Here is a 19482-nt window from a genome sequence, read left to right on the forward strand (position 1 = left end):
TTCCTAGTTCAATTTTAACAAAAAATAAAAAAGCAGGCCCCTCTTAAAATTGGAACCTGAAAAACTATACAAAAGATGAAGTTTTCTTAAAATGTTTTACGATCAGCTGCTCTTAGAAACAAAGAAGGCGACTAGAATCAAGCCGGCAACCAAAGCTGTACCGGCAATTCCTAGTATGATATAAGTTCGCTTTTGCCCTTCCGTGGGAGGTTCTGCTTGATAAACCTTTGGTTCCCGGGCAAAATTATTCAGAAGACCGCCTTCTTCATTGGTATAGGGCATGAATGAATTCCTTTATCTTTATCGTTAATTTAATGTTACATAAATGCTAAATCTGGTCTTAAACTGCTAGATAAATCGTTACATTTTGGATTGGGGACAAGAGGCAGAGGGGAAAGACTTACTGCTACTTCTCCCCTGCTCCCCTGCTCCCCTGCTCCCCTGCTCCCCAGTCCCCATTCTCTAACTAGTAATCGTCCCAGTTAGAGGTGAACTAGGACTGGCGTAATCTTTAATAGGCATTCTGCCAGCAATGTATGCTAGACGACCGGCGACTGCTGCTAAATTCATCGCACGAGCCATTGCTGCTGGGTTTGGAGAAAGAGCGATCGCACTATTAATCAACAAAGCATCTGCTCCCAATTCCATTGCCTGGGCGGCTTCTGAGGGTGAACCAATACCAGCATCTACCACCACTGGCACACCTGCATTTTCGATGATTATTTGGATATTGGCAGTTGTTTTTAGTCCTTGTCCAGAACCAATTGGTGATGCCAAAGGCATGACTGTAGCACAGCCTACTTCTTCTAAACGCTTGGCTAACATCGGGTCAGCATTGATATAGGGCAATACTGCAAAGCCTTCTTTAACTAGTTGTTCTGCTGCTTGCAGCGTCTCAATCGGATCTGGGAGTAAATACTTAAGGTCGGGTATTACTTCTAACTTTATAAAGTTATTATCTTCCTGCCCCAACAATTTCGCCATTTCTCGCCCTAAACGCGCCACTCGAATCGCCTCTTCAGCAGTTTGACAACCTGCGGTATTGGGTAACATCCAGATTTTCGTCCAATCCAAGGCTTCAGCTAAACCTTCATGTCCCGGAGCCTTGGTTTGTACCCGTCGTACTGCTACGGTGACAATCTGGCAATCGCTGGCGGCGACGCTTTGCTGCATTTCCTCAATACTGCGATACTTACCAGTTCCCGTCATCAAGCGGGATTGGAAGGTTTTGCCAGCGATAATTAGTGGGGAATCGGTAGAGACGCGATTAATCGCGTCTGTGGGGAGTGGGGATATAGCAGAGTGATGTCCGTTAGAGAAATTGGCAGAGTGAGTCAGCATTAGGGTGGAGGTAGATGACTTGGACTGGAAGCGCGAATAGTGAAAATCAGCAAGTAGGGGGTCAGACTTTTGTTCTAAGATTAAATCGGCAATCAAAGCGGCGGTTACGGGCGCAAGTAAAATTCCGTTGCGGTAATGACCCGTAGCTAAGGTTAAATTTTGACAGTGGCTAATGCCCAAAATGGGTAATTCGTCAGGGGTGGTTGGGCGAAATCCCCACCAAAATTCCTGGATGGGATAATGCTTTAATTGGGGATACAGGCGGATGGCAGCTTGTAGTAATTTTTGAATACCTTCTGGAGTATTGTTGGGCATAAAGCCAACGTCTTCACTGGTTGCGCCAATAACCAGGCGATCGCGTCTTGGTACGATATAAATATCCTGCCCAAACAAAACCCGCTTCAAGGGCAATTCCGGCGAAACTTCTGGTATCCGCACACTCAGCATTTGTCCTTTTCTAGGTAGCACGGGTAGCGGTAACAATTCATTCGACCAAGCACCTGAAGCTAAAACATAGTGCGCGGCACGAATTATTCCAGCATTGGTTTGCACCCCAACCACTTGTCCCTGCTGCTGTAAAAATCCTTCTACTGTAATGCCGTCTCTGAGTTCAACACCAACAGACTCAGCCGCCGTCCGCAATACGTGAGCTAGAGCTTTATTATCAACTTGTGCATCTTCAGGATACCACCAGCCGCCAACTACCTCTGCTCCCAATCCTGGCTGATATTGATGAATTGCCTCTTTGTTTAACCAATAAGCCGGGGATGAGGGAGATGAGGAGGAAAGACTTTCCCCTCTGCTCCCCTGCTCCCCTGCTCCCCTGCCCCCCTGCCCCCCTGCCTCTTCAAAGACGGGTGCAAGGATACCACAGGCACGGTAGCCAGTATTTAAGCCGGTTAGTTCTTCTAATTTGCGCGTCCAGTCGGGATATAAGGCACGCGATCGCCAACACAAGGAACGCATTGCCTCATTAGCGATGTTTTCCGCATCTGGTGCCAACATCCCGGCGGCGGCGTGGGTAGCAGCAGCCTGGAAGTCACGACAAAGCACGGTGACGTTTGTCCCGCGCAATTTTAGTTCAATGGCGATCGCTAAACCAATAACGCCGCCACCAATAATCACAGTCTCACTAATCATTAGTCATTAGTCATTAGTCATCTGTCATTTATCATTAGTACATAACTAATAACTCATAACTCATAACTTATAACTTATAACTTGTAACTAAAGACGGGTCTGAAGACGGATCTGATCGTTACCACAAGGCGCGAATTGGTTCGTTACTTTGATTTGTATCGCTAGATGGTGTGCTTGTTTCTGAAGAATTTGTATTACCGTCTGTTGTACTGTCAGTTGAGTCATCGCCAGAATTCTGGGCAACGTTACTCCTGTTGTCAGGTCTTGGGGCTACAATACCACGCCTGTTTTCGTTTGTTTGAGTTGTTTGATTTCCTTCTGTTGCAGTTTCTTCATTATTGCTGCCACCACTGCCATTAACATTGATATTAGCTGGCAGGACTTCTGATTTCTTGTCACTGGGAGCATTAGCAGTTTGTACGCCCATCGGAAAGTTGATGCCCAGTAATGTACCAAGCAGAATGGCTAAACCGCCAGCCATTAAAATTAAAGGTGTCCATCTACCCATCTTGTCTTAACTCCTTTTTAACCTTTTGGTGTCCACACTATTCGAGAACCTTGTCCCCAAAATCCATCAAACTTTGTCACTTTCACATCGCCTAAAACCTGAGTTTGACAGGCTAAACGTAAGTCTGTTGTAGGAGAATCGGGAGGAAGCGAACGCCGCGCTCGATCGCGCCAGTTCGCTGCTGAGACTTTGCCCTCTACCTTAACCGCGCAGGTACCGCAACTGCCAATGCCCCGACAGTTTATTACCTTAGCACCGTCATTGTAGAGGTCAATACCATTTTGCAGCAAAATCTTGCGCAGATTGCTTCCATGCTCGCAATCAATTGTTTTACCTTCAGCTATTACTTTAGGCATTTTTAAATTGCCAAACTGGCTTTTTGTTGTATATTGACACATTGCCTCGAAAGTTGTCTCGTCGGTCCCAGTTTTATGACCACAAATTCCTCACCTCAACTTTGGCTCTATGACACTACATTACGGGATGGCACTCAGCGCGAGGGGCTATCTGTATCGATAGAAGATAAGTTACGCATTGCCCGTAGACTCGATCAACTGGGTATTCCCTTTATTGAAGGTGGTTGGCCTGGTGCCAATCCCAAGGATGTACAATTTTTCTGGCAACTTCAAGAAGATCCGCTCAAACAAGCTGAAATTGTTGCTTTTTGCTCAACTCGACGCCCCAATTCCACTGCCGCCACCGAACCGATGCTACAGGATATTTTGGCTGCGGGAACTCGCTGGGTAACGATTTTTGGCAAGTCTTGGGATTTACACGTAACAACCGGACTCAAGACGACATTAGAAGAAAATTTGGCGATGATTCGCGACACAATTGAGTACCTCCGTTCTCAAGGTCGTCGCATTATCTACGATGCCGAACATTGGTTTGATGGCTATAAGCACAATCGAGATTATGCTTTACAGACATTAGAGGCTGCGATCGCCTCTGGTGCTGAATGGCTAGTCCTCTGTGATACCAATGGTGGCACTTTACCTCATGAAATTAGCCAAATTGTTCAAGATGTCATTAGTCATTTGTCATTAGTGAGCCAGTGCGTTGCGGAGGTTCCCTCCGTTGAAGCAACTGGCGTCATTTGTCAAGAACCAATGACCAAGGACATAGACGCGCCAGCGGCTTCCCGCAGGGTAGGACAAAGGACAATCCCGCAAATTGGAATTCATACTCATAACGATTCGGAAATGGCGGTTGCTAACGCAATAGCCGCCGTGATGGCAGGGGCAAAGATGGTACAGGGCACAATTAATGGTTATGGTGAACGTTGCGGTAATGCTAACCTCTGTTCGTTAATTCCCAATTTACAACTGAAGGCGGGTTACAGTTGTATCACAGAAGACCAGCTCACACAACTTACAGAAGCTAGTCGTTTTGTGAGTGAGGTTGTCAACCTGGCGCCAGATGAACACGCTCCCTTTGTGGGACGTTCGGCTTTTGCCCACAAGGGCGGTATTCATGTATCAGCGGTGGAACGTAATCCTCTGACTTACGAACACATTCAGCCGGAACAAGTCGGGAATCGTCGCCGCATTGTGATTTCGGAACAGTCTGGACTGAGCAATGTTTTAGCCAAAGCCCGCAGTTTTGGGATTGAATTGGATCAACAAAAAGCAGAGGCTAGGGAAATTCTCCAGCGCCTCAAAGATTTGGAGAGTGAAGGATTTCAATTTGAAGCAGCAGAGGCCAGTTTTGTACTGTTGATGCACGAAGCTTTAGGAGATCGCCAGAAGTTTTTTGAAGTCAAAGGTTTTCAAGTCCACTGTGACTTGATTGAGGGGAAAGAAACTAGCAATGCCTTAGCTACAGTCAAAGTCGCTGTTGACGGGAAAAATATTTTGGAGGCGGCGGAAGGTAACGGGCCCGTTGCAGCTTTGGATGCAGCTTTACGCAAGGCTTTGGTGAACTTTTATCCTCAGATTGCAACCTTTGATTTGACAGATTATAAAGTGCGAATTCTCAACGGACATACGGGCACTGCGGCAAAAACCCGTGTGTTGGTAGAATCAGGCAATGGTCGTCAGCGCTGGACAACGGTAGGGGTTTCCACCAATATTTTGGCGGCTTCCTATCAAGCAGTGGTAGAAGGTTTGGAATACGGTTTGTTGTTACATTCCCAAGCAGAAGCAGCGGTGAAAGCTTCTAGTTGACAAAAGGGATATGTAGTGTAGGAAAAGTTTGCGTTTTTGGATAAAAAGGGGAAGCGATCGCACTTTAGCGATCGCTTCTCACGATTTATTCAAAATTTTGCGCTTATATGGCGAAAAAAGCGGTTGTGAAAAGTAGCTCTACCAATTGCGCCATCCACCTTTGGGTGCAACTTCATTATTAGTAGACTTCAGACCGTGACTGTGCAACAGAGTTTGATATTCAGTGCTGCTTGCCCAACGGTCAATTTCTCGCGCCCGCAGTACTGGCACTGGATGGGTTAATTGGGCTGTACGGGCAGCTTTGACCATTTCACCCAGTTCTGTCTTGCTGATATCATCGTAAGCGCGGGCTTGGGCAACAAAGGCATCGAGATTCAGTTGGGGCGCTAAGGTAGGAGAACCACCAGCCAACTTCATCAACACGGACATGACCACTTTCGGGTCTTGAGTTGCTAGTAATGCGGCGCGATCGCAGGTAAACTCAGCACAACGTACCCATTCCAAAAGTTGCGCCTGTATGGCTTGAGCAACGATTGTACCGACATTGGGCACAATCGCCGCAGCTAATATTAGTAAATTTACAGGAGTCAAGTAAACGCTATGGTCACACTTGAGATGCCCCAACTCATGGGCGATTACTGCCTGTATTTCCTCTGGTGTAAGAATATCAATCAGGGAAGTATGTAGCACAACAAAAGGCTGCTTACCCCGTACAGCAAAAGTATAGGCATTGGGAGCCGGATGTTGCCGGACGTACAACTGGGGAGGATCTATATCCAGGATTTTACAGGCATCTAACAACAGCTTGTATAAATCGGGTAGTTGCTTTTCACCCACCAAAATGCTAGAGGCAATATTTTCCACATAGAAAACCTGCTCTGCCATTGGCCCAAGCCAATTTCGCACCAACATATCTATGCCTGGTATCTGCTTGAGCGCTCTGGTAGCTTCCAGGTCTAATGGATGACGAAATGAGTCAGCTTTTAAACCAATTAGCGGGGTTTTGAAGAAGGACATAGTGCAACAAGCTATAAAAAAATACAACTATGGAATCTGGCTGGATAGATAAACAGCCTCCCACAGTTAGTATAACGATTTCAGTTGGGGGTTTCCTTTATGCTACGAATGGTTTGGTGTAGACTTACTTTGCGATGGGCTACATCCCGAAGTTCGCGTTGGCGCAGTTTACTGTAGGTAATCGCCAATGGTCATGATCCCCAGCAACAGCAGCATAGGCTGACTTTTCTAAGAACCACTTGACATCACAACACAGTTGCGTGCAATATCAAGCAGTTTAAAGCTGACTGTTTGCTAGTTTTGATGCTTTTGCAATCTATGTCTAATAATCAAGTGTCTAACCGTCTTAACCAAAATGTTGAAAGAATTATGCAGAGGTGGGAGGAGCGGGCGCGTGATGAAGTCGGTGCATCAATGCATCAGGACTCTCTTCTGCTACAAAATTCCCTACCTGAGTATCTAAACCAATTGGTGGATGAATTGTCAACGAAGATTGAAAGGACACCAGCCAGAATAAAAACCGATAAGCTAGAAAGCACTCGGATTGGGAAAAAGCATGGACATGAGCGGGCAGGTTTTGCCGACTACTCAATGACTCAACTCATTTTTGAGTACCACATTCTCCGTCAGGTCATATTTGAAATTTTAGAAGAAGAAGCGGCTTTAGAGGTAAGGGAACGAGATATTATTATCGATTCCATCGAGCAAGCTGTTAATGATGCAGCGACTCAATTTTCCCAGACGTTGCGAGATATTCAAGAGTTATTTATGGTGACACTGACTCACGATCTCAGAGGCCCACTCAATGTTATAAAAATGGGTATTCACCTGACTCTACGTCGACTTGAACAAGGAGACACCCATGCGAATATCGCAGCGAAAATGCTAAAAGCAGTCGAGCGTTTGAATTCGATGATTCAAAATCTGCTCGATGCTAGTCAGCTGCGGGCAGGGCAGAGCTTAAAGTTTGAATTTGAAGAATGCAGTTTAGACAGCCTTGTTCAGGACGTAGTAGAAGATTTGAACTTTGCTTATGGAGAGCGGTTTGTTGTAGTTTGTGATACTGCTATCAGGAGCAATTGCAGCCGTAAAGAGATACAACGGGTAATTGAAAACTTAGCTATTAACGCCGTGAAGTATGGTGCTCCTGATACGCCAATTACACTCACGCTTGAGCAAATTGAAACGCAGATCAGCCTCACTATCCACAATGAGGGTAATCCGATCTCTTCAGACGCTCAATCAATCTTATTTCAACAATTTCGTCGAACCATCTCTGCTGGGGATCAAACAGGATGGGGATTAGGATTATTTTTAGCAAAGAGTATTATTGAGGCACATCAGGGGACGATTGAAGTTGAAAGTGCCCAGGGCAAGGGGACAAGCTTTATCGTTAAGTTGCCTAAACTTCCCTATTAGAAGTACAAGTATCATCAGATACTGTTGGCGCTCATTTCACCCCTTTGCTGCATACGCCTACTGAGCAAGCCCTCTCCTTTAGTGTCCGTTGCAGTTAATCTTGATTGGACACACTAATGTCACGCTCGGAGAATTGAATGCGCTTTGATTTTTTTACTTTAACTTTATGTGTTCTCGCACTAGCGACAACAAGTGGGTACGCCGCTCAGTCTCGCAAGATCCCAGCACTGGTGATGACCAGTCCGAATTCAGCTGAGGCCAACTACGAAGATAAATGCAGCAACGGCAACAATCTTGACAATGTAAATCGCGATAAGTTTCTTAAACTTATGCTTGCTAATAAAAAATCAAAGCTTTCTCTTCTGAAAGTAGCTCTCCTCAATGAAATTAAACAAAGTGGTGATGAACCACGAGGCGAGGGTGTCCATATTGGTGAATGGAATCAAACCTTCCATGACCGAAGTGGTTGTGGCACAAACACTAACAGTTACTCAGCATTTGTTGTCACCGTGACTGGTGGAAATGCAAACCATACGGTCGTGAAATCCTTGGTAACAATTGATGACGACGATAATGCAGGCAAAAGAACCCTTAAGATCCGCGACATCCGCCCAATCAACCTACGAAATGATGACTGAGCAAGCCACTTCTCCTCGCTTCCTAGTTCCAAGTCTCTGAAATTTAGAAGCTTCAAAGCCTTGTTTTACCGTGAGAAAACTAAGTACAGAATTTCATTCATTAATTTATAGCAAATTTATGAAAAGCAATACCGTGCATTGTTAATGCAATGGGCGGCCTTGTTAATGCGTCAGCTTGCATTGTTAATGCAATGGGCGGCCTTGTTAATACGTCAGCTTGCATTGTTAATGCAATGGGCGGCCTTGTTAATGCGTCAGCTTGTATTGTTAATGCAATGGGCGGCCTTGTTAATACGTCAGCTTGTATTGTTAATGCAATGGGCGGCCTTGTTAATGCGTCAGCTTGCATTAAAAACCCTACGCTTTTACGCAAAACTGTACTAAGCATGAAGCTAAAATTAGTGGCACGATCAAAGGAAATCGTCTTTTTCTGTTGTCACTATGAAGATATTGGTACTGAATGCCGGGTCGAGCAGCCAAAAGAGTTGCCTGTATAAAATTGCAGATGAAACTCTGCCCAGTCAAGCACCCCAACCCCTTTGGGAAGGGAAAATCAACTGGACTCAAGATCGGGGTGTGGCAGAAATTGAGGTGAAAACTGCTACGGGTGCAACGCTGCAAGAATCAATCTCTGGTAATTCTCCACAGGCACATCTCACCTATATGCTCAATACACTTAGTCATGGTGCAACCAAGGTAATCGATCGCTTGTCAGAAATCGATGTGGTGGGGCATCGGATAGTACATGGTGGAGAGGATTATCGAGATAGTGTGTTAATTACGCAGGATGTCAAAAAGGCGATCGCTGGTCTGTCTAATCTTGCTCCCGAACATAATCCAGCTGCTGTGGAAGGCATAGAAGCAATTGAAAACATCCTAAAAGATGTCACTCAAGTAGCAGTGTTTGATACCGGATTTCACGCCACTTTACCCGATGCAGCAGCAATCTATCCCGGCCCATATCAGTGGGTAGAGCAAGGTATTCGCCGCTATGGGTTTCATGGCATCAGTCACCAATACTGTTCTCAACGTGCTGTCCAAATTCTCGGTCAAGATGTTGCGTCTGAGCGGTTAATTATTTGCCACCTGGGTAATGGTTGCTCTTTAGCGGCGATTAAAAATGGTCGCAGTATTGATACCACTATGGGATTCACACCCGTAGAAGGATTGATGATGGGTAGTCGTTCTGGTTCAGTCGATCCGGGGATTCTGATTTATTTGTTGCGGCACTGCAATTACTCTGTAGAAAAGTTGGATGAGTTATTAAATAAAGCTTCTGGGTTAAAGGGAATTTCGGGTGTATCTAGTGATATGCGTGAAGTAAGAGAAGCGATGTCTACGACGGGCTACGCCTACGCTCAAGGTAATTCCCGCGCTCAACTGGCGTGGGATATCTACGTACATCGCTTGCGTTCTGGTATCGGCGCAATGCTTGCTAGTTTGGGCGGATTAGATGTTTTAGTATTCACAGCAGGTGTAGGCGAACACTCTGCGGAAATTCGCCAAGCCGCCTGTGAAGCCTTTGGATTTATCGGACTGAAAATAGACCTTGAGAAAAATCAACAGCAGCCAGTCGATAAAGATATTGCCACACCTGACTCAACAGTGAGAGTATTAGTCATACATACTCAAGAAGATTGGGCGATCGCTCAACATTGTTGGCAAATATTGACAAAGTAAAAATTATCAAAAAGCCAACCCCTTTTAGAAGTTGGCTAAATTGCAGCAGATTTCAAGTTAGTCAAGTACAGTATTTAGGTCTTAAAGCTAGACAGAGATTATTCTAATTCTTTTAGCGCACCGGGGCGTAGCCCATTCAGAATTTTGACTCCTAAATTTTGATTAATCACTTTCGGGAGAGAATATTCAAAGCTCAATTCTGAGTAAGGATTTTAGATTTTACTCTAGCGATAGTGAAAAAAAGAGAGTTAAATGGATTTTATTTAATTTAAATTTCTTAATAAGGGACGCATAACCAATTTAACAACTCGCCCCCATGTAAAGCTTAAAATGTACTCTACAAGTTTTGGGGTGATAAGTGAAAAAAGCGGTAAGAATAAGGCAGTAAGGTTACTAAAGCTAGTACTAGCGACAACACTAGGGATGAAACAAATCAGCGTCCATATCAACCTATTTATAAATTTAGAGTTTATGGAAGTACGACTTTGAAGTTGATTAACAACTATATAGCGAGTAATAGCAAATAATATAGTTAACCCTAACCAAGCAAATATTACTAGCATCCAATTCGCTGGATGGAGATTGTAAACTAGAAAACCAGCAGGAAAGAGAGAAGCTATCTCCCAAACTAGCAGATTTAATTTACTCCGAAGACAGCTTAGTATTTGTTCAATAAGCCAATAATGCACATAAACAATATTTAAACACTGAGGATTTTGGATAAAATCACTCCTAATTTTGTGAATTATGTCGCCATAAAATAAGATATTGCTTTGTAAAATAATATCTTGTTCTTTCCAAAAATATAAAGTTGATGTATCTTCTCTATAATAAGAATTAAAAGTAAGTCCATACTGTAATCTCGATTTTTTTTGTAATGATTTACTCCAGAATAATTTGATAAAATTTACAATAAAAGTATTGTCAAATATTTTAAAGTTTTTTTTAGTAACTACTAATTTAGTGTATAGCGTAGTGTTAATACTAAAGCAAATATTATCGCTAAAACAATTGTAGTACCAAAGATAAGCTAGTAATTTTGGTGGAATGTATAAAGAGCAGCCTATTTCTCGTGCTTCCTCAATTTGTTTTAAAACAGTCTTATTTAGATAAAAAGTATACTGTCCTGGTTCAACCTTAATTTCAAGTTCAATAGGAGTACCTTGAGGTATTTGTACAAAGAAAGAGAGTTGAACATCAGGTTCATTATCTGTGTGTGTTTTCTCAGCGTTCATTGTCGGGATAATTTGGCGATATTTTGTACAATACCAATCAGAAAATCTAGTGTTCCACGCCACTGTTTCTCTCCAGCAACTACCCCTTCATTATGTATTTTTAGGATTAAATCTCTATCTCCTTCAGGTAATTGAAATAGCTTTTTATGGTAACGACTGATAATATCTCCATCTAACTGCATAACAGTTTGAGCATAAATAATATCAATATCTACGGTGGTAATATTGCCACTATTAAGTGCCGCTTTTAGTTCAGACATTTTCCGCAAAGTACGAATAAATTTATCATTATTTAAAAGTTCTTCAATCTCTTTCCACCTTTGCTGCAAACTTTTTAGATTATTTTCTTCTCGATCTGCAACAGGAGTGGGAGCAGGCAATATTGGTCGAGCTAACTTTATGTATACCTCGTCAGTTGGAAGAATATTCGCTTTATGTTCCACCTGATATTTAAGACGGTCTTGATATTGGATTATTCTGGAGTCTGGCTCACTACTTTCATTACTTTTTTCCAGGAGAATATAAAAATATTCTCTTTCAAGTTGCGAAAAGAGACTTGTATAACGCTTGCGTAATTCTTGAGCTTGAGTTTTTTCTGGTTCTGGTAAATCGTCTGGATTCGGAATTCCTTTGACATCAAAGTAGTCTTTGTCATTTATTGAATAAATCTCTTCATACGCTTGCCAAGCATTAAACTTTGCGCCAGTAATTTGCTCTACAACCATTGTATTTATTTCTAAAGCTGTAATATCATCAACTAATTCATGTACAGATGAGACTACTTTCTCTAGCAAATCTTTGGCTTGTTCTTGAATTTTGTTAGGCATAATCATAATTCCCTTGATTTATTTAAAGCAAATTAACCTACAGGTTTGGATAACTTCCTATATCTGTAGGTATTTTAGGCTTACGAACTTATTAATTAATATCAATAATTACTGTGGACGAGATAGCGATTGTTGTGAAGTTTTACGAGATTTCATGATTTCTATAAAAAATCCATATAATTTCTGCAAGCTTTCTATATTTTTTTGCATAATTTCACGACTTTCTTTGATTTGAGTTAGATGAAATTCGCGAAGTTCCGTATATGGGCCGCTGCCAACAAATTGACTACCAACTTCATTAGTTATATCACCATCAATTAGATTGATTATAGTGTGAATTCGATTACCTGTTTGAGCAAGTTGTTGCCCTTGTAGTTCTTCTAAGTGAGTAGATGATTCTGGAACCCAAGTGGTAATTTCTAGCTCGATAACTTCAACTATTGCTGTTTGAATAGCATCAATAATTTCATCAATATTGAATCCTTCTCCTTTACTATTCAGCTTCTTAACTTTTATTTTAAATTCACTACTTGGTTTGATATATTGACTATTGCTTTCCAAAATTTCTATGGCTTGACCATTAGTTTCTGTGTTTTCATTAAGAGTATTATTCAACATGATGTTTTAGAGGTTACAGACAGATTTAAATATAAACAAGATACAACTATAGGTTATGTCAAAAGTTTTAAGGCTTTTACTAAAAAAAAGTAATTAAAGTCAAAACAACTTAATATTTTAAGAAATTTTTACTAAAAAAGTTATGATTTTCTAGAGCCAAATTTATCTTAGAAAAAGAATAATACCATTTTAGATTTTGGAAGAACTGCGTTCCAGTGAATCCAGCACTACCGTAGGGTTTCCCCATTGTCCTAAGTAGCGTGATTCTGAAATAATTATTTAATTAGCTTTTGGACGTTTCGTTCCAATCAGTATAAATTAGATATTGCTTTTATACATAGAACACCTAAATATATTTCAGAGTAAAGATAAAATTAAAGTATCAAAAAGCACTAAATAATAAAAGTGGTTTATTGAAGTCAACTTTTTTATCTTACTTAGCAAAGCTTAGACGCATAAGTAGACCTGACTTTTCTTATACCACTATGTATACAATGATATGACTGCGATCGTAAAGCCAAGGAAAATATGTTGTTATCTCGTCAATCTTTTGCTACACCTTTTGTAATTTCTATGTGTATTTTAGGAGTTGGCTTGATTCAATTCCCCCAATTGCAAAAACTAATAAATAGAAAACAATCTGCCTCTTTAGAAACTTTAAAAAAAGAAATAAAATCTGAAAATATCCGCCTGAATTTTCTGGAAAAAACACCTAGCTTTGGTTATGATAACTTCATCGCAGATTTGGTGTATCTCAATTTTCTCCAATACTTTGGAGATGATGAAATTCGGGATAAAACAGGTTATAGTTTAAGTCCAGAATATTTTGAAGTTATTCTAGAACGCGATCCGCGATTTTTAGCAGCGTATCGCAGTCTTTCGATTAGTACTTCATTGTATGCTGGTATGCCAGAACGTGCGATCGCACTATCAGAGAAAGGCTTAAAATCACTATCTCCCTCAGTTCCCGAAAAGTCTTATTATATATGGCGTTTTAAAGGAGTTGATGAGTTATTATTTTTAGGCAACGCTCAAGCTGCCCAACAATCTTTTGCAACAGCGGCAAACTGGGCGAGTAAATTTTCAGATTCAGAGAGTCAACTTATAGCTAATACTTCCCAAAAAACTGCTGAATTTCTGAGTCGAAACCCTAATAGTAAATATGCTCAAATTTCTACATGGTCAATGGTTTTAAATAATCATGCTGATGAAAGAACTCAAAAACGTGCAATTAAGGAAATCGAAGCTTTAGGAGGAAAAATAGTTACAACTCCTGAAGGAACTAATAAAATTATATTTCCACCTAAAGATTAAATTATTATTCATAATAAGTTGGTAAAAATGCAGTGGAAAATTCTATTTATACAATAAATTAAAAATTTATCATGGATGATTGAGTAAGGTAATACTGATGTCAATACAGTTGGCAGAATCTGACTTTCAAATATTAGGGTGTTTTACTGTTATTTCTCAGTTGCGCCCTCACCTGGAGCAGGCTAAGTTTGTAGAACAAGTTCGATATCAAATGAAGGAAGGATATCAACTTGCATTCTTAGAAGTAGAAAAGCAAGCTGTAGCGATCGCTGGATTTCGCATTTCTAATTGTTTAGCGTTGGGAAAGTTTTTATACATTGATGATTTAGTTGTTGATGAGTTGAAACGGTCACATAGCTATGGCCAACAGTTATTTCAGTGGCTAATTGAATATGCCAGAAATCATGATTGTAAACATCTGAGTCTGGATTCTGGTGTTCAGCGATTTGCAGCCCACAGGTTTTATCTCATGCAGCGTATGAACATTACAAGTCATCACTTTTCAATGGAATTGTAACGATAAGCAATTTGGTTGTGACAAATAATATTTTTTGGTATGACGGCAAATTAATTCACTCTCAAACCCTAGAATTAAACATTAACGATCCGGGTTTACTTTATGGAGCAACTGTTTTTACAACATTGCGGGTTTATGAGAACTCCCTAGATAGTAATTTAACTAATTGGCAAGCACATTGCGATCGCTTACTTTTCTCAATCCAAACTTTTGGCTGGCAGCAACCAGACTGGAACCGTCTACGTCAAGGTGCCCAAATTCTCCTCGCACACTTTCCCGTTCTCAGAATTACCCTCTTTCCCGATGGACGGGAATGGATAACTGGTAGATTTTTACCACAAAATTTGATAGAAAAACAAAAAACTGGTGTTTCGTGTGCAGTTGCGAGTCCTGAATTTTATCGCTCTCTCCCTTCTCATAAAACTGGAAATTATTTGAGTGCTTGGTTGGCAAAAACTAGCTCAGATGCTCAAGAAGCAATATTAGTCGATGCTCAAGGAAATTGGCTAGAAACCAGTACAGGCAACCTTTGGGGATGGTGCGATCGCAGTTGGTACACGCCGCCAATAAAGGCCGGAATTTTGCCGGGAATTGGGCGATCGCAACTTTTAAACTGGTTGCAAAACCACCAGCAGCCAGCACGAGAAGAAACTTGGAGTGCCGAGTTAGTCCAGACATTTGAAGCGATCGCCTACACTAATAGTGTGGTAGAAGTTATTCCCATTCATACAGTTCATCTGCCTTCAGGGTCGCTACAATGTAATCCCTACCATCAAAGTTTTCAGCTAATAAGGGAGCTTTTTTTAGCATGACAGCCACGCCAAATTTGTTATATCTTAAGATAAGTTAACATAAATCTTAATAATCACCTTTCCGAGCAGAGAAGCTAGGCGATTGCGCGAAAAATACCGGAGGATAGACCTTAGTGAATAAAAGATGGAGAAATGCAGGGCTGTACGCGCTGCTGTTTATTGTCGTAATTGCGCTGGGAACAGCATTTTTTGACAAACAACCCCAAAGCAGAGAGACATGGCGATACAGTCGCTTTATTCAAGAAGTTCAGCAAGGCAGAGTAGAAAAAGTCAGTTTGAGTGCAGACCGCTCTACAGCATTGGTTACACCCAAATATGACCCAGCGAAACGGATTGTTACCTTAGTCAACGATCCAGACTTAATCAATACTCTGACTTCTAAAGGCGTTGATATTTCTGTTTTGCCCCAAACCGACGAAGGATTTTGGTTTAAGGCACTGAGCAGCTTATTTTTCCCTGTATTGCTTTTGGTTGGCTTATTCTTCTTGCTACGTCGCGCTCAAAGTGGCCCAGGCAGCCAAGCGATGAACTTTGGCAAATCCAAAGCCAGAGTGCAAATGGAACCACAAACTCAGGTGACATTTGGCGATGTTGCTGGTATTGACCAAGCCAAGTTGGAATTAAACGAAGTCGTAGACTTTCTGAAAAACGCCGATCGCTTTACCGCCGTTGGTGCAAAAATTCCTAAAGGTGTGCTGTTAGTTGGCCCTCCTGGTACAGGTAAAACCCTCCTAGCTCGTGCCGTAGCTGGTGAAGCAGGTGTACCCTTCTTCTCAATCTCCGGTTCGGAATTTGTAGAAATGTTCGTCGGTGTGGGTGCATCCCGCGTCCGCGATTTATTTGAACAAGCTAAGACCAATGCTCCTTGTATCGTCTTCATCGATGAAATTGACGCCGTAGGTCGTCAACGGGGTGCAGGTTTAGGTGGTGGTAACGATGAGCGGGAACAAACCCTCAACCAGTTGCTCACAGAAATGGATGGTTTTGAAGGTAACACTGGCATCATCATTATTGCTGCTACCAACCGTCCCGATGTCCTAGATGCAGCCCTGTTACGTCCTGGTCGCTTTGACCGTCAAGTTGTGGTAGACCGTCCCGACTATGCCGGACGCAGCGAAATCCTCAAGGTACACGCCCGTGGCAAAACCTTGGCGAAAGATGTGGATTTGGATAAAATCGCCCGTCGTACCCCTGGATTTACTGGCGCAGATTTATCCAACCTGTTGAATGAAGCCGCTATTCTGGCAGCACGCCGGAATTTGACTGAAATTTCGATGGATGAAATCAACGACGCGATCGATCGCGTATTAGCTGGACCAGAGAAGAAAGACCGGGTAATGAGCGAAAAGCGCAAAACCTTGGTGGCTTATCACGAAGCTGGTCACGCTTTAGTTGGTGCTTTGATGCCCGACTATGACCCGGTACAAAAAATTAGCATCATCCCTCGCGGCCGCGCAGGTGGTTTAACTTGGTTTACCCCCAGCGAAGACCGGATGGACACTGGTTTATACAGCCGCGCTTATCTGGAAAATCAGATGGCTGTAGCTTTGGGTGGTCGGATTGCTGAAGAATTAATCTTTGGTGAAGAAGAAGTTACCACTGGTGCTTCTAATGACTTACAACAAGTAGCCCGTGTTGCTCGTCAAATGATTACTCGATTTGGGATGAGCGATCGCTTAGGCCCTGTTGCCCTTGGTCGTCAACAAGGTAACATGTTCCTCGGACGCGATATCATGTCAGAGCGTGATTTCTCTGAAGAAACCGCTGCTGCCATTGATGAAGAAGTCCGCAAACTTGTAGATGTAGCCTACACACGCGCTAAAGAAGTATTGGTGCGTAACCGCCACATTCTAGATGAGATAGCGCAAATGCTGGTTGATAAAGAAACAGTAGACGCTGAAGAGTTGCAAGAAATTCTATCGAATAACGATGTGACAACCGCAGCGTTTGCCTAATTTAATGAGGAGTTAGGAGTAGAGACACGATTAATCGCGTCTCTACAAGAGTTAGGAGTTAAGAACAATTCGTAACTTTTAAAAATTGGGGTAATTCTGGGATTTTCCAGAGTTACCCCAATTCTTTTATTTCTTGGCAAAAGCCCAGCCATGAAGACCGGGCTTTTAATCCGTAATGGGGTTATATTCCCCGGAGGTTCGTTATAGAGTTTCAGTATAAATCGCTAATCTGATGATAATGACTACCACGCGAGCATAATCAGTTCCGGAAAATTAGAAAAATTTTTTTAGATACACCAAAATCAAATTACTAACGCCGACAGAATTTGCCCGCTGGCACACAGGTTGCGCGAACTTGGTATATATGCTGATTCTCTCCCGTAAGAACTCGAAATCAGGGTAACTCGGAGATTTTACGAATTACCTTGATTGCGATCAATGCAAAATAATTTATACATTCTGTCGCGCACCCCTTATGGCATCAAATGGATAACTTTCTAAATCTCGATCGTACTAGCGCCAAAAGTGACTGGATACTAATCAGTTGGTTAACTTAAACTCTGGATGTTGGTTTCAAAAATAGCCATGCCACAAAGAATGTAGCCGCCGTAAATAGTTGCGTCAAATCCAAAGCAGATAGATAGCCATCTGCAAATGAAGCAATACTGCGATCGGTAATGCCAAATACCCAGGATGACAGGCCAAATAGCCAAATCCCATTCTTGAGATTTCCGACGAATTCTTTAGAGTCCGATCGTTTTTGATCTTTCATAATCTTCTGTTCCGTTGCTGAACAATCTGGTGATTGATGCTCAATACCTGCCATTAGGAATTTTTTCGGATTCCTGACGCTGAATTTACATTTACTATCTATTAACAATATTAATAAATATTTCACCTACTTGACATCCCTACCTCAAGGTACATCTCATAATGATGACATTCCTCTTTTGGTTGTGTTACCTCCGATAGACGGCAATACGTTGAGTTCTCAGCTTTACAGCGTCAGGTTTGAATACTGAAATCACATGATTTTTAAATAACCATATAAATATTTATTTATGCTTTGCATAAAATACTTCATAGGATAGATGCGCTGCCAAAATACTTTATATGTCAATTGTGTAGAGACTTCGTAGGGGCGCACAGCTAGCTATGCGCCCCTACAAGGAAATGAAATACTTATTTTGGAGTAGATTAATTCCTTCACCCTACTCAGCACTGAGTTCTGAGTAAATTAAGAAGTACTCATGTCTTTCAACTCAGCACTCAGCACTCAGCACTCAGTACTCTTCATCTCACCAACTGCGCGGCGGAATTAAAAAATTGACGACACAACCCCTTTGTGACTAAAACTGTTGTCAACAAGTTAGCAAAAGCAACCATAAACATAATCAAAATTTCGTAGGATACAGCATCCAGAGGTTTGACACCAGCTAATAACTGTCCGGTGGTAATTCCTGGTATTGCGACCATACCTATGAGTATCATTTGATTGAGAGTAGGAATCAATCCGGCTTTGATCGCGTCTTTGCGATACTGGCTAACTGCTTGCTCTGGAGTTGCACCTAAGCTTAAATGGGTTTCTATTTCGAGATGGCTGGAATTAATGGTGCTGACAAGGCGATCGCCTGCGATCGCAGCTGCATTGGTAGCATTACCTAAGACTATTCCTGCTAGGGGAATTATGTACTGTGGTTCGTACCATCTCTCTGGTTGAACGATTAAGAAGCTGATGTAAAACACTGTCACGGCGGTACTAATTAAAATTGCACCCCACACCAAAGGCAACAGATGAGGAATTTTTTGGCTGATGCGATTTCGTGCGACAATCGCCGTAATTGTCAGCATTATTGCTAATAGCGCCAAAACTGCCCAAGCATTGTCTAAAGCCAAGATGAAATCTAAAATGTATCCCAATACAAGAAGTTGTAAGATGGTTCTCCCAGTAGCAAGGGCTAAGTTCAGCTCTAATCCTAATTTTTCCCAGGCAGATAAACCAATGGCAATCGCCATCAATCCCACACCAATAGCTAAATCCACGAAATCCAGCTCGATCAGATCCTGCATGGGTTTTCTATCTCCTAATGTTTTCTTCTCCAAGCAGTCCACACAAAAGGAACTTTGATCCGATGTGTTGGATCTTGGTTGATATATATCACTTTCATCAATTCAAAATTCCAAATGGTACGACCTTAACATGGCAAACATTTAGTATGCCTACTATCTGTAAATTAAATGTGCAGTGGTTTCCCGCACCACAATTTAAGTAAAAACCCTAATAGATGCGTATCTT

At 41.9% G+C, this 19482-nt stretch carries 19 protein-coding genes; 8 read left to right on the plus strand and 11 right to left on the minus strand.

What is annotated here, in order from left to right:
* Nucleotides 1-102: 102 nt before the first annotated feature.
* The 4 genes from psb34 to AC1F2U_RS03980 form a co-directional block, all read right to left on the minus strand.
* Nucleotides 103-282: a photosystem II assembly protein Psb34 gene (psb34, locus tag AC1F2U_RS03965; protein WP_480259925.1), complete on the minus strand. Its 180-nt coding sequence runs from the start codon at nt 280-282 to the stop codon at nt 103-105.
* Nucleotides 283-462: 180 nt separating this feature from the next.
* Nucleotides 463-2481, minus strand: a complete 2019-nt coding sequence (gene thiO / locus AC1F2U_RS03970) for a glycine oxidase ThiO (protein WP_480259926.1) — start codon at nt 2479-2481, stop codon at nt 463-465.
* Nucleotides 2482-2599: 118 nt separating this feature from the next.
* The gene (locus AC1F2U_RS03975) at nt 2600-2989 is read right to left on the minus strand and encodes a hypothetical protein (RefSeq protein ID WP_480259927.1); all 390 of its coding nucleotides are present in this window, start codon (nt 2987-2989) and stop codon (nt 2600-2602) included.
* Between the two features lie 17 nt (nt 2990-3006).
* The gene (locus AC1F2U_RS03980) at nt 3007-3345 is read right to left on the minus strand and encodes a 2Fe-2S iron-sulfur cluster-binding protein (RefSeq protein WP_480259928.1); all 339 of its coding nucleotides are present in this window, start codon (nt 3343-3345) and stop codon (nt 3007-3009) included.
* Between the two features lie 75 nt (nt 3346-3420).
* On the opposite strand from AC1F2U_RS03980, the gene cimA reads away from it, so the two are divergent.
* Entirely contained in the window at nt 3421-5154 is a 1734-nt protein-coding gene (cimA, locus tag AC1F2U_RS03985; protein ID WP_480259929.1) for a citramalate synthase, read from the plus strand.
* A 138-nt stretch (nt 5155-5292) separates the two neighbouring features.
* Here cimA and AC1F2U_RS03990 read toward each other — a convergent pair whose 3' ends face one another.
* Entirely contained in the window at nt 5293-6171 is an 879-nt protein-coding gene (locus AC1F2U_RS03990; protein WP_335196140.1) for a M48 family metallopeptidase, read from the minus strand.
* A 318-nt stretch (nt 6172-6489) separates the two neighbouring features.
* Here AC1F2U_RS03990 and AC1F2U_RS03995 point away from each other — a divergent pair, with 318 nt between their 5' ends.
* A complete protein-coding gene (locus tag AC1F2U_RS03995; RefSeq protein WP_480259930.1) occupies nt 6490-7590 on the plus strand; it encodes a sensor histidine kinase in 1101 nt (366 codons plus the stop codon).
* Nucleotides 7591-7727: 137 nt separating this feature from the next.
* On the plus strand, nt 7728-8228 hold the full coding sequence (locus tag AC1F2U_RS04000; protein WP_480259931.1) for a hypothetical protein: 501 nt from the start codon (nt 7728-7730) through the stop codon (nt 8226-8228).
* A 100-nt stretch (nt 8229-8328) separates the two neighbouring features.
* Here AC1F2U_RS04000 and AC1F2U_RS04005 read toward each other — a convergent pair whose 3' ends face one another.
* Entirely contained in the window at nt 8329-8616 is a 288-nt protein-coding gene (locus AC1F2U_RS04005; protein WP_480259932.1) for a hypothetical protein, read from the minus strand.
* 53 nt (nt 8617-8669) lie between these two features.
* On the opposite strand from AC1F2U_RS04005, the gene AC1F2U_RS04010 reads away from it, so the two are divergent.
* The gene (locus AC1F2U_RS04010; RefSeq protein WP_480259933.1) at nt 8670-9908 is read left to right on the plus strand and encodes an acetate kinase; all 1239 of its coding nucleotides are present in this window, start codon (nt 8670-8672) and stop codon (nt 9906-9908) included.
* Between the two features lie 263 nt (nt 9909-10171).
* Here the strand turns inward: AC1F2U_RS04010 and AC1F2U_RS04015 are convergent, their stop codons facing one another.
* The 3 genes from AC1F2U_RS04015 to AC1F2U_RS04025 all read right to left on the minus strand — a co-directional run bounded on the left by AC1F2U_RS04015 (nt 10172) and on the right by AC1F2U_RS04025 (nt 12588).
* Nucleotides 10172-11206 (minus strand): hypothetical protein, encoded by a 1035-nt coding sequence (locus AC1F2U_RS04015; RefSeq protein ID WP_480259934.1) that lies wholly within the window; start codon nt 11204-11206, stop codon nt 10172-10174.
* Nucleotides 11140-11970 (minus strand): hypothetical protein, encoded by an 831-nt coding sequence (locus AC1F2U_RS04020; RefSeq protein WP_480259935.1) that lies wholly within the window; start codon nt 11968-11970, stop codon nt 11140-11142. Before AC1F2U_RS04020 ends, AC1F2U_RS04015 begins: the two co-directional genes overlap by 67 nt.
* 108 nt (nt 11971-12078) lie before the next feature.
* Nucleotides 12079-12588 carry a hypothetical protein gene (locus AC1F2U_RS04025; protein WP_480259936.1) on the minus strand — a complete coding sequence of 170 codons (510 nt, stop codon included), beginning with the start codon at nt 12586-12588 and terminating at the stop codon, nt 12079-12081.
* A 528-nt stretch (nt 12589-13116) separates the two neighbouring features.
* On the opposite strand from AC1F2U_RS04025, the gene AC1F2U_RS04030 reads away from it, so the two are divergent.
* From AC1F2U_RS04030 to ftsH3, 4 genes are all read left to right on the plus strand, one after another.
* A complete protein-coding gene (locus AC1F2U_RS04030) occupies nt 13117-13902 on the plus strand; it encodes a hypothetical protein (protein WP_480259937.1) in 786 nt (261 codons plus the stop codon).
* A gap of 97 nt (nt 13903-13999) precedes the next feature.
* Nucleotides 14000-14419: a GNAT family N-acetyltransferase gene (locus AC1F2U_RS04035; protein WP_480259938.1), complete on the plus strand. Its 420-nt coding sequence runs from the start codon at nt 14000-14002 to the stop codon at nt 14417-14419.
* 17 nt (nt 14420-14436) lie between these two features.
* Nucleotides 14437-15231, plus strand: a complete 795-nt coding sequence (locus tag AC1F2U_RS04040; protein ID WP_480259939.1) for an aminotransferase class IV — start codon at nt 14437-14439, stop codon at nt 15229-15231.
* Nucleotides 15232-15344: 113 nt separating this feature from the next.
* Nucleotides 15345-17186 carry an ATP-dependent zinc metalloprotease FtsH3 gene (gene ftsH3 / locus AC1F2U_RS04045; RefSeq protein WP_292741628.1) on the plus strand — a complete coding sequence of 614 codons (1842 nt, stop codon included), beginning with the start codon at nt 15345-15347 and terminating at the stop codon, nt 17184-17186.
* A 553-nt stretch (nt 17187-17739) separates the two neighbouring features.
* On the opposite strand, the gene AC1F2U_RS04050 is transcribed toward ftsH3, so the two are convergent.
* Both AC1F2U_RS04050 and AC1F2U_RS04055 read right to left on the minus strand, forming a co-directional pair.
* Nucleotides 17740-17958: a hypothetical protein gene (locus AC1F2U_RS04050; RefSeq protein ID WP_094350008.1), complete on the minus strand. Its 219-nt coding sequence runs from the start codon at nt 17956-17958 to the stop codon at nt 17740-17742.
* 521 nt (nt 17959-18479) lie between these two features.
* Nucleotides 18480-19256 carry an ABC transporter permease gene (locus tag AC1F2U_RS04055; protein ID WP_480259940.1) on the minus strand — a complete coding sequence of 259 codons (777 nt, stop codon included), beginning with the start codon at nt 19254-19256 and terminating at the stop codon, nt 18480-18482.
* Between the last annotated feature and the right edge of the window lie 226 nt (nt 19257-19482).

This window comes from Nostoc sp. LEGE 12454 (genome assembly GCF_056620565.1).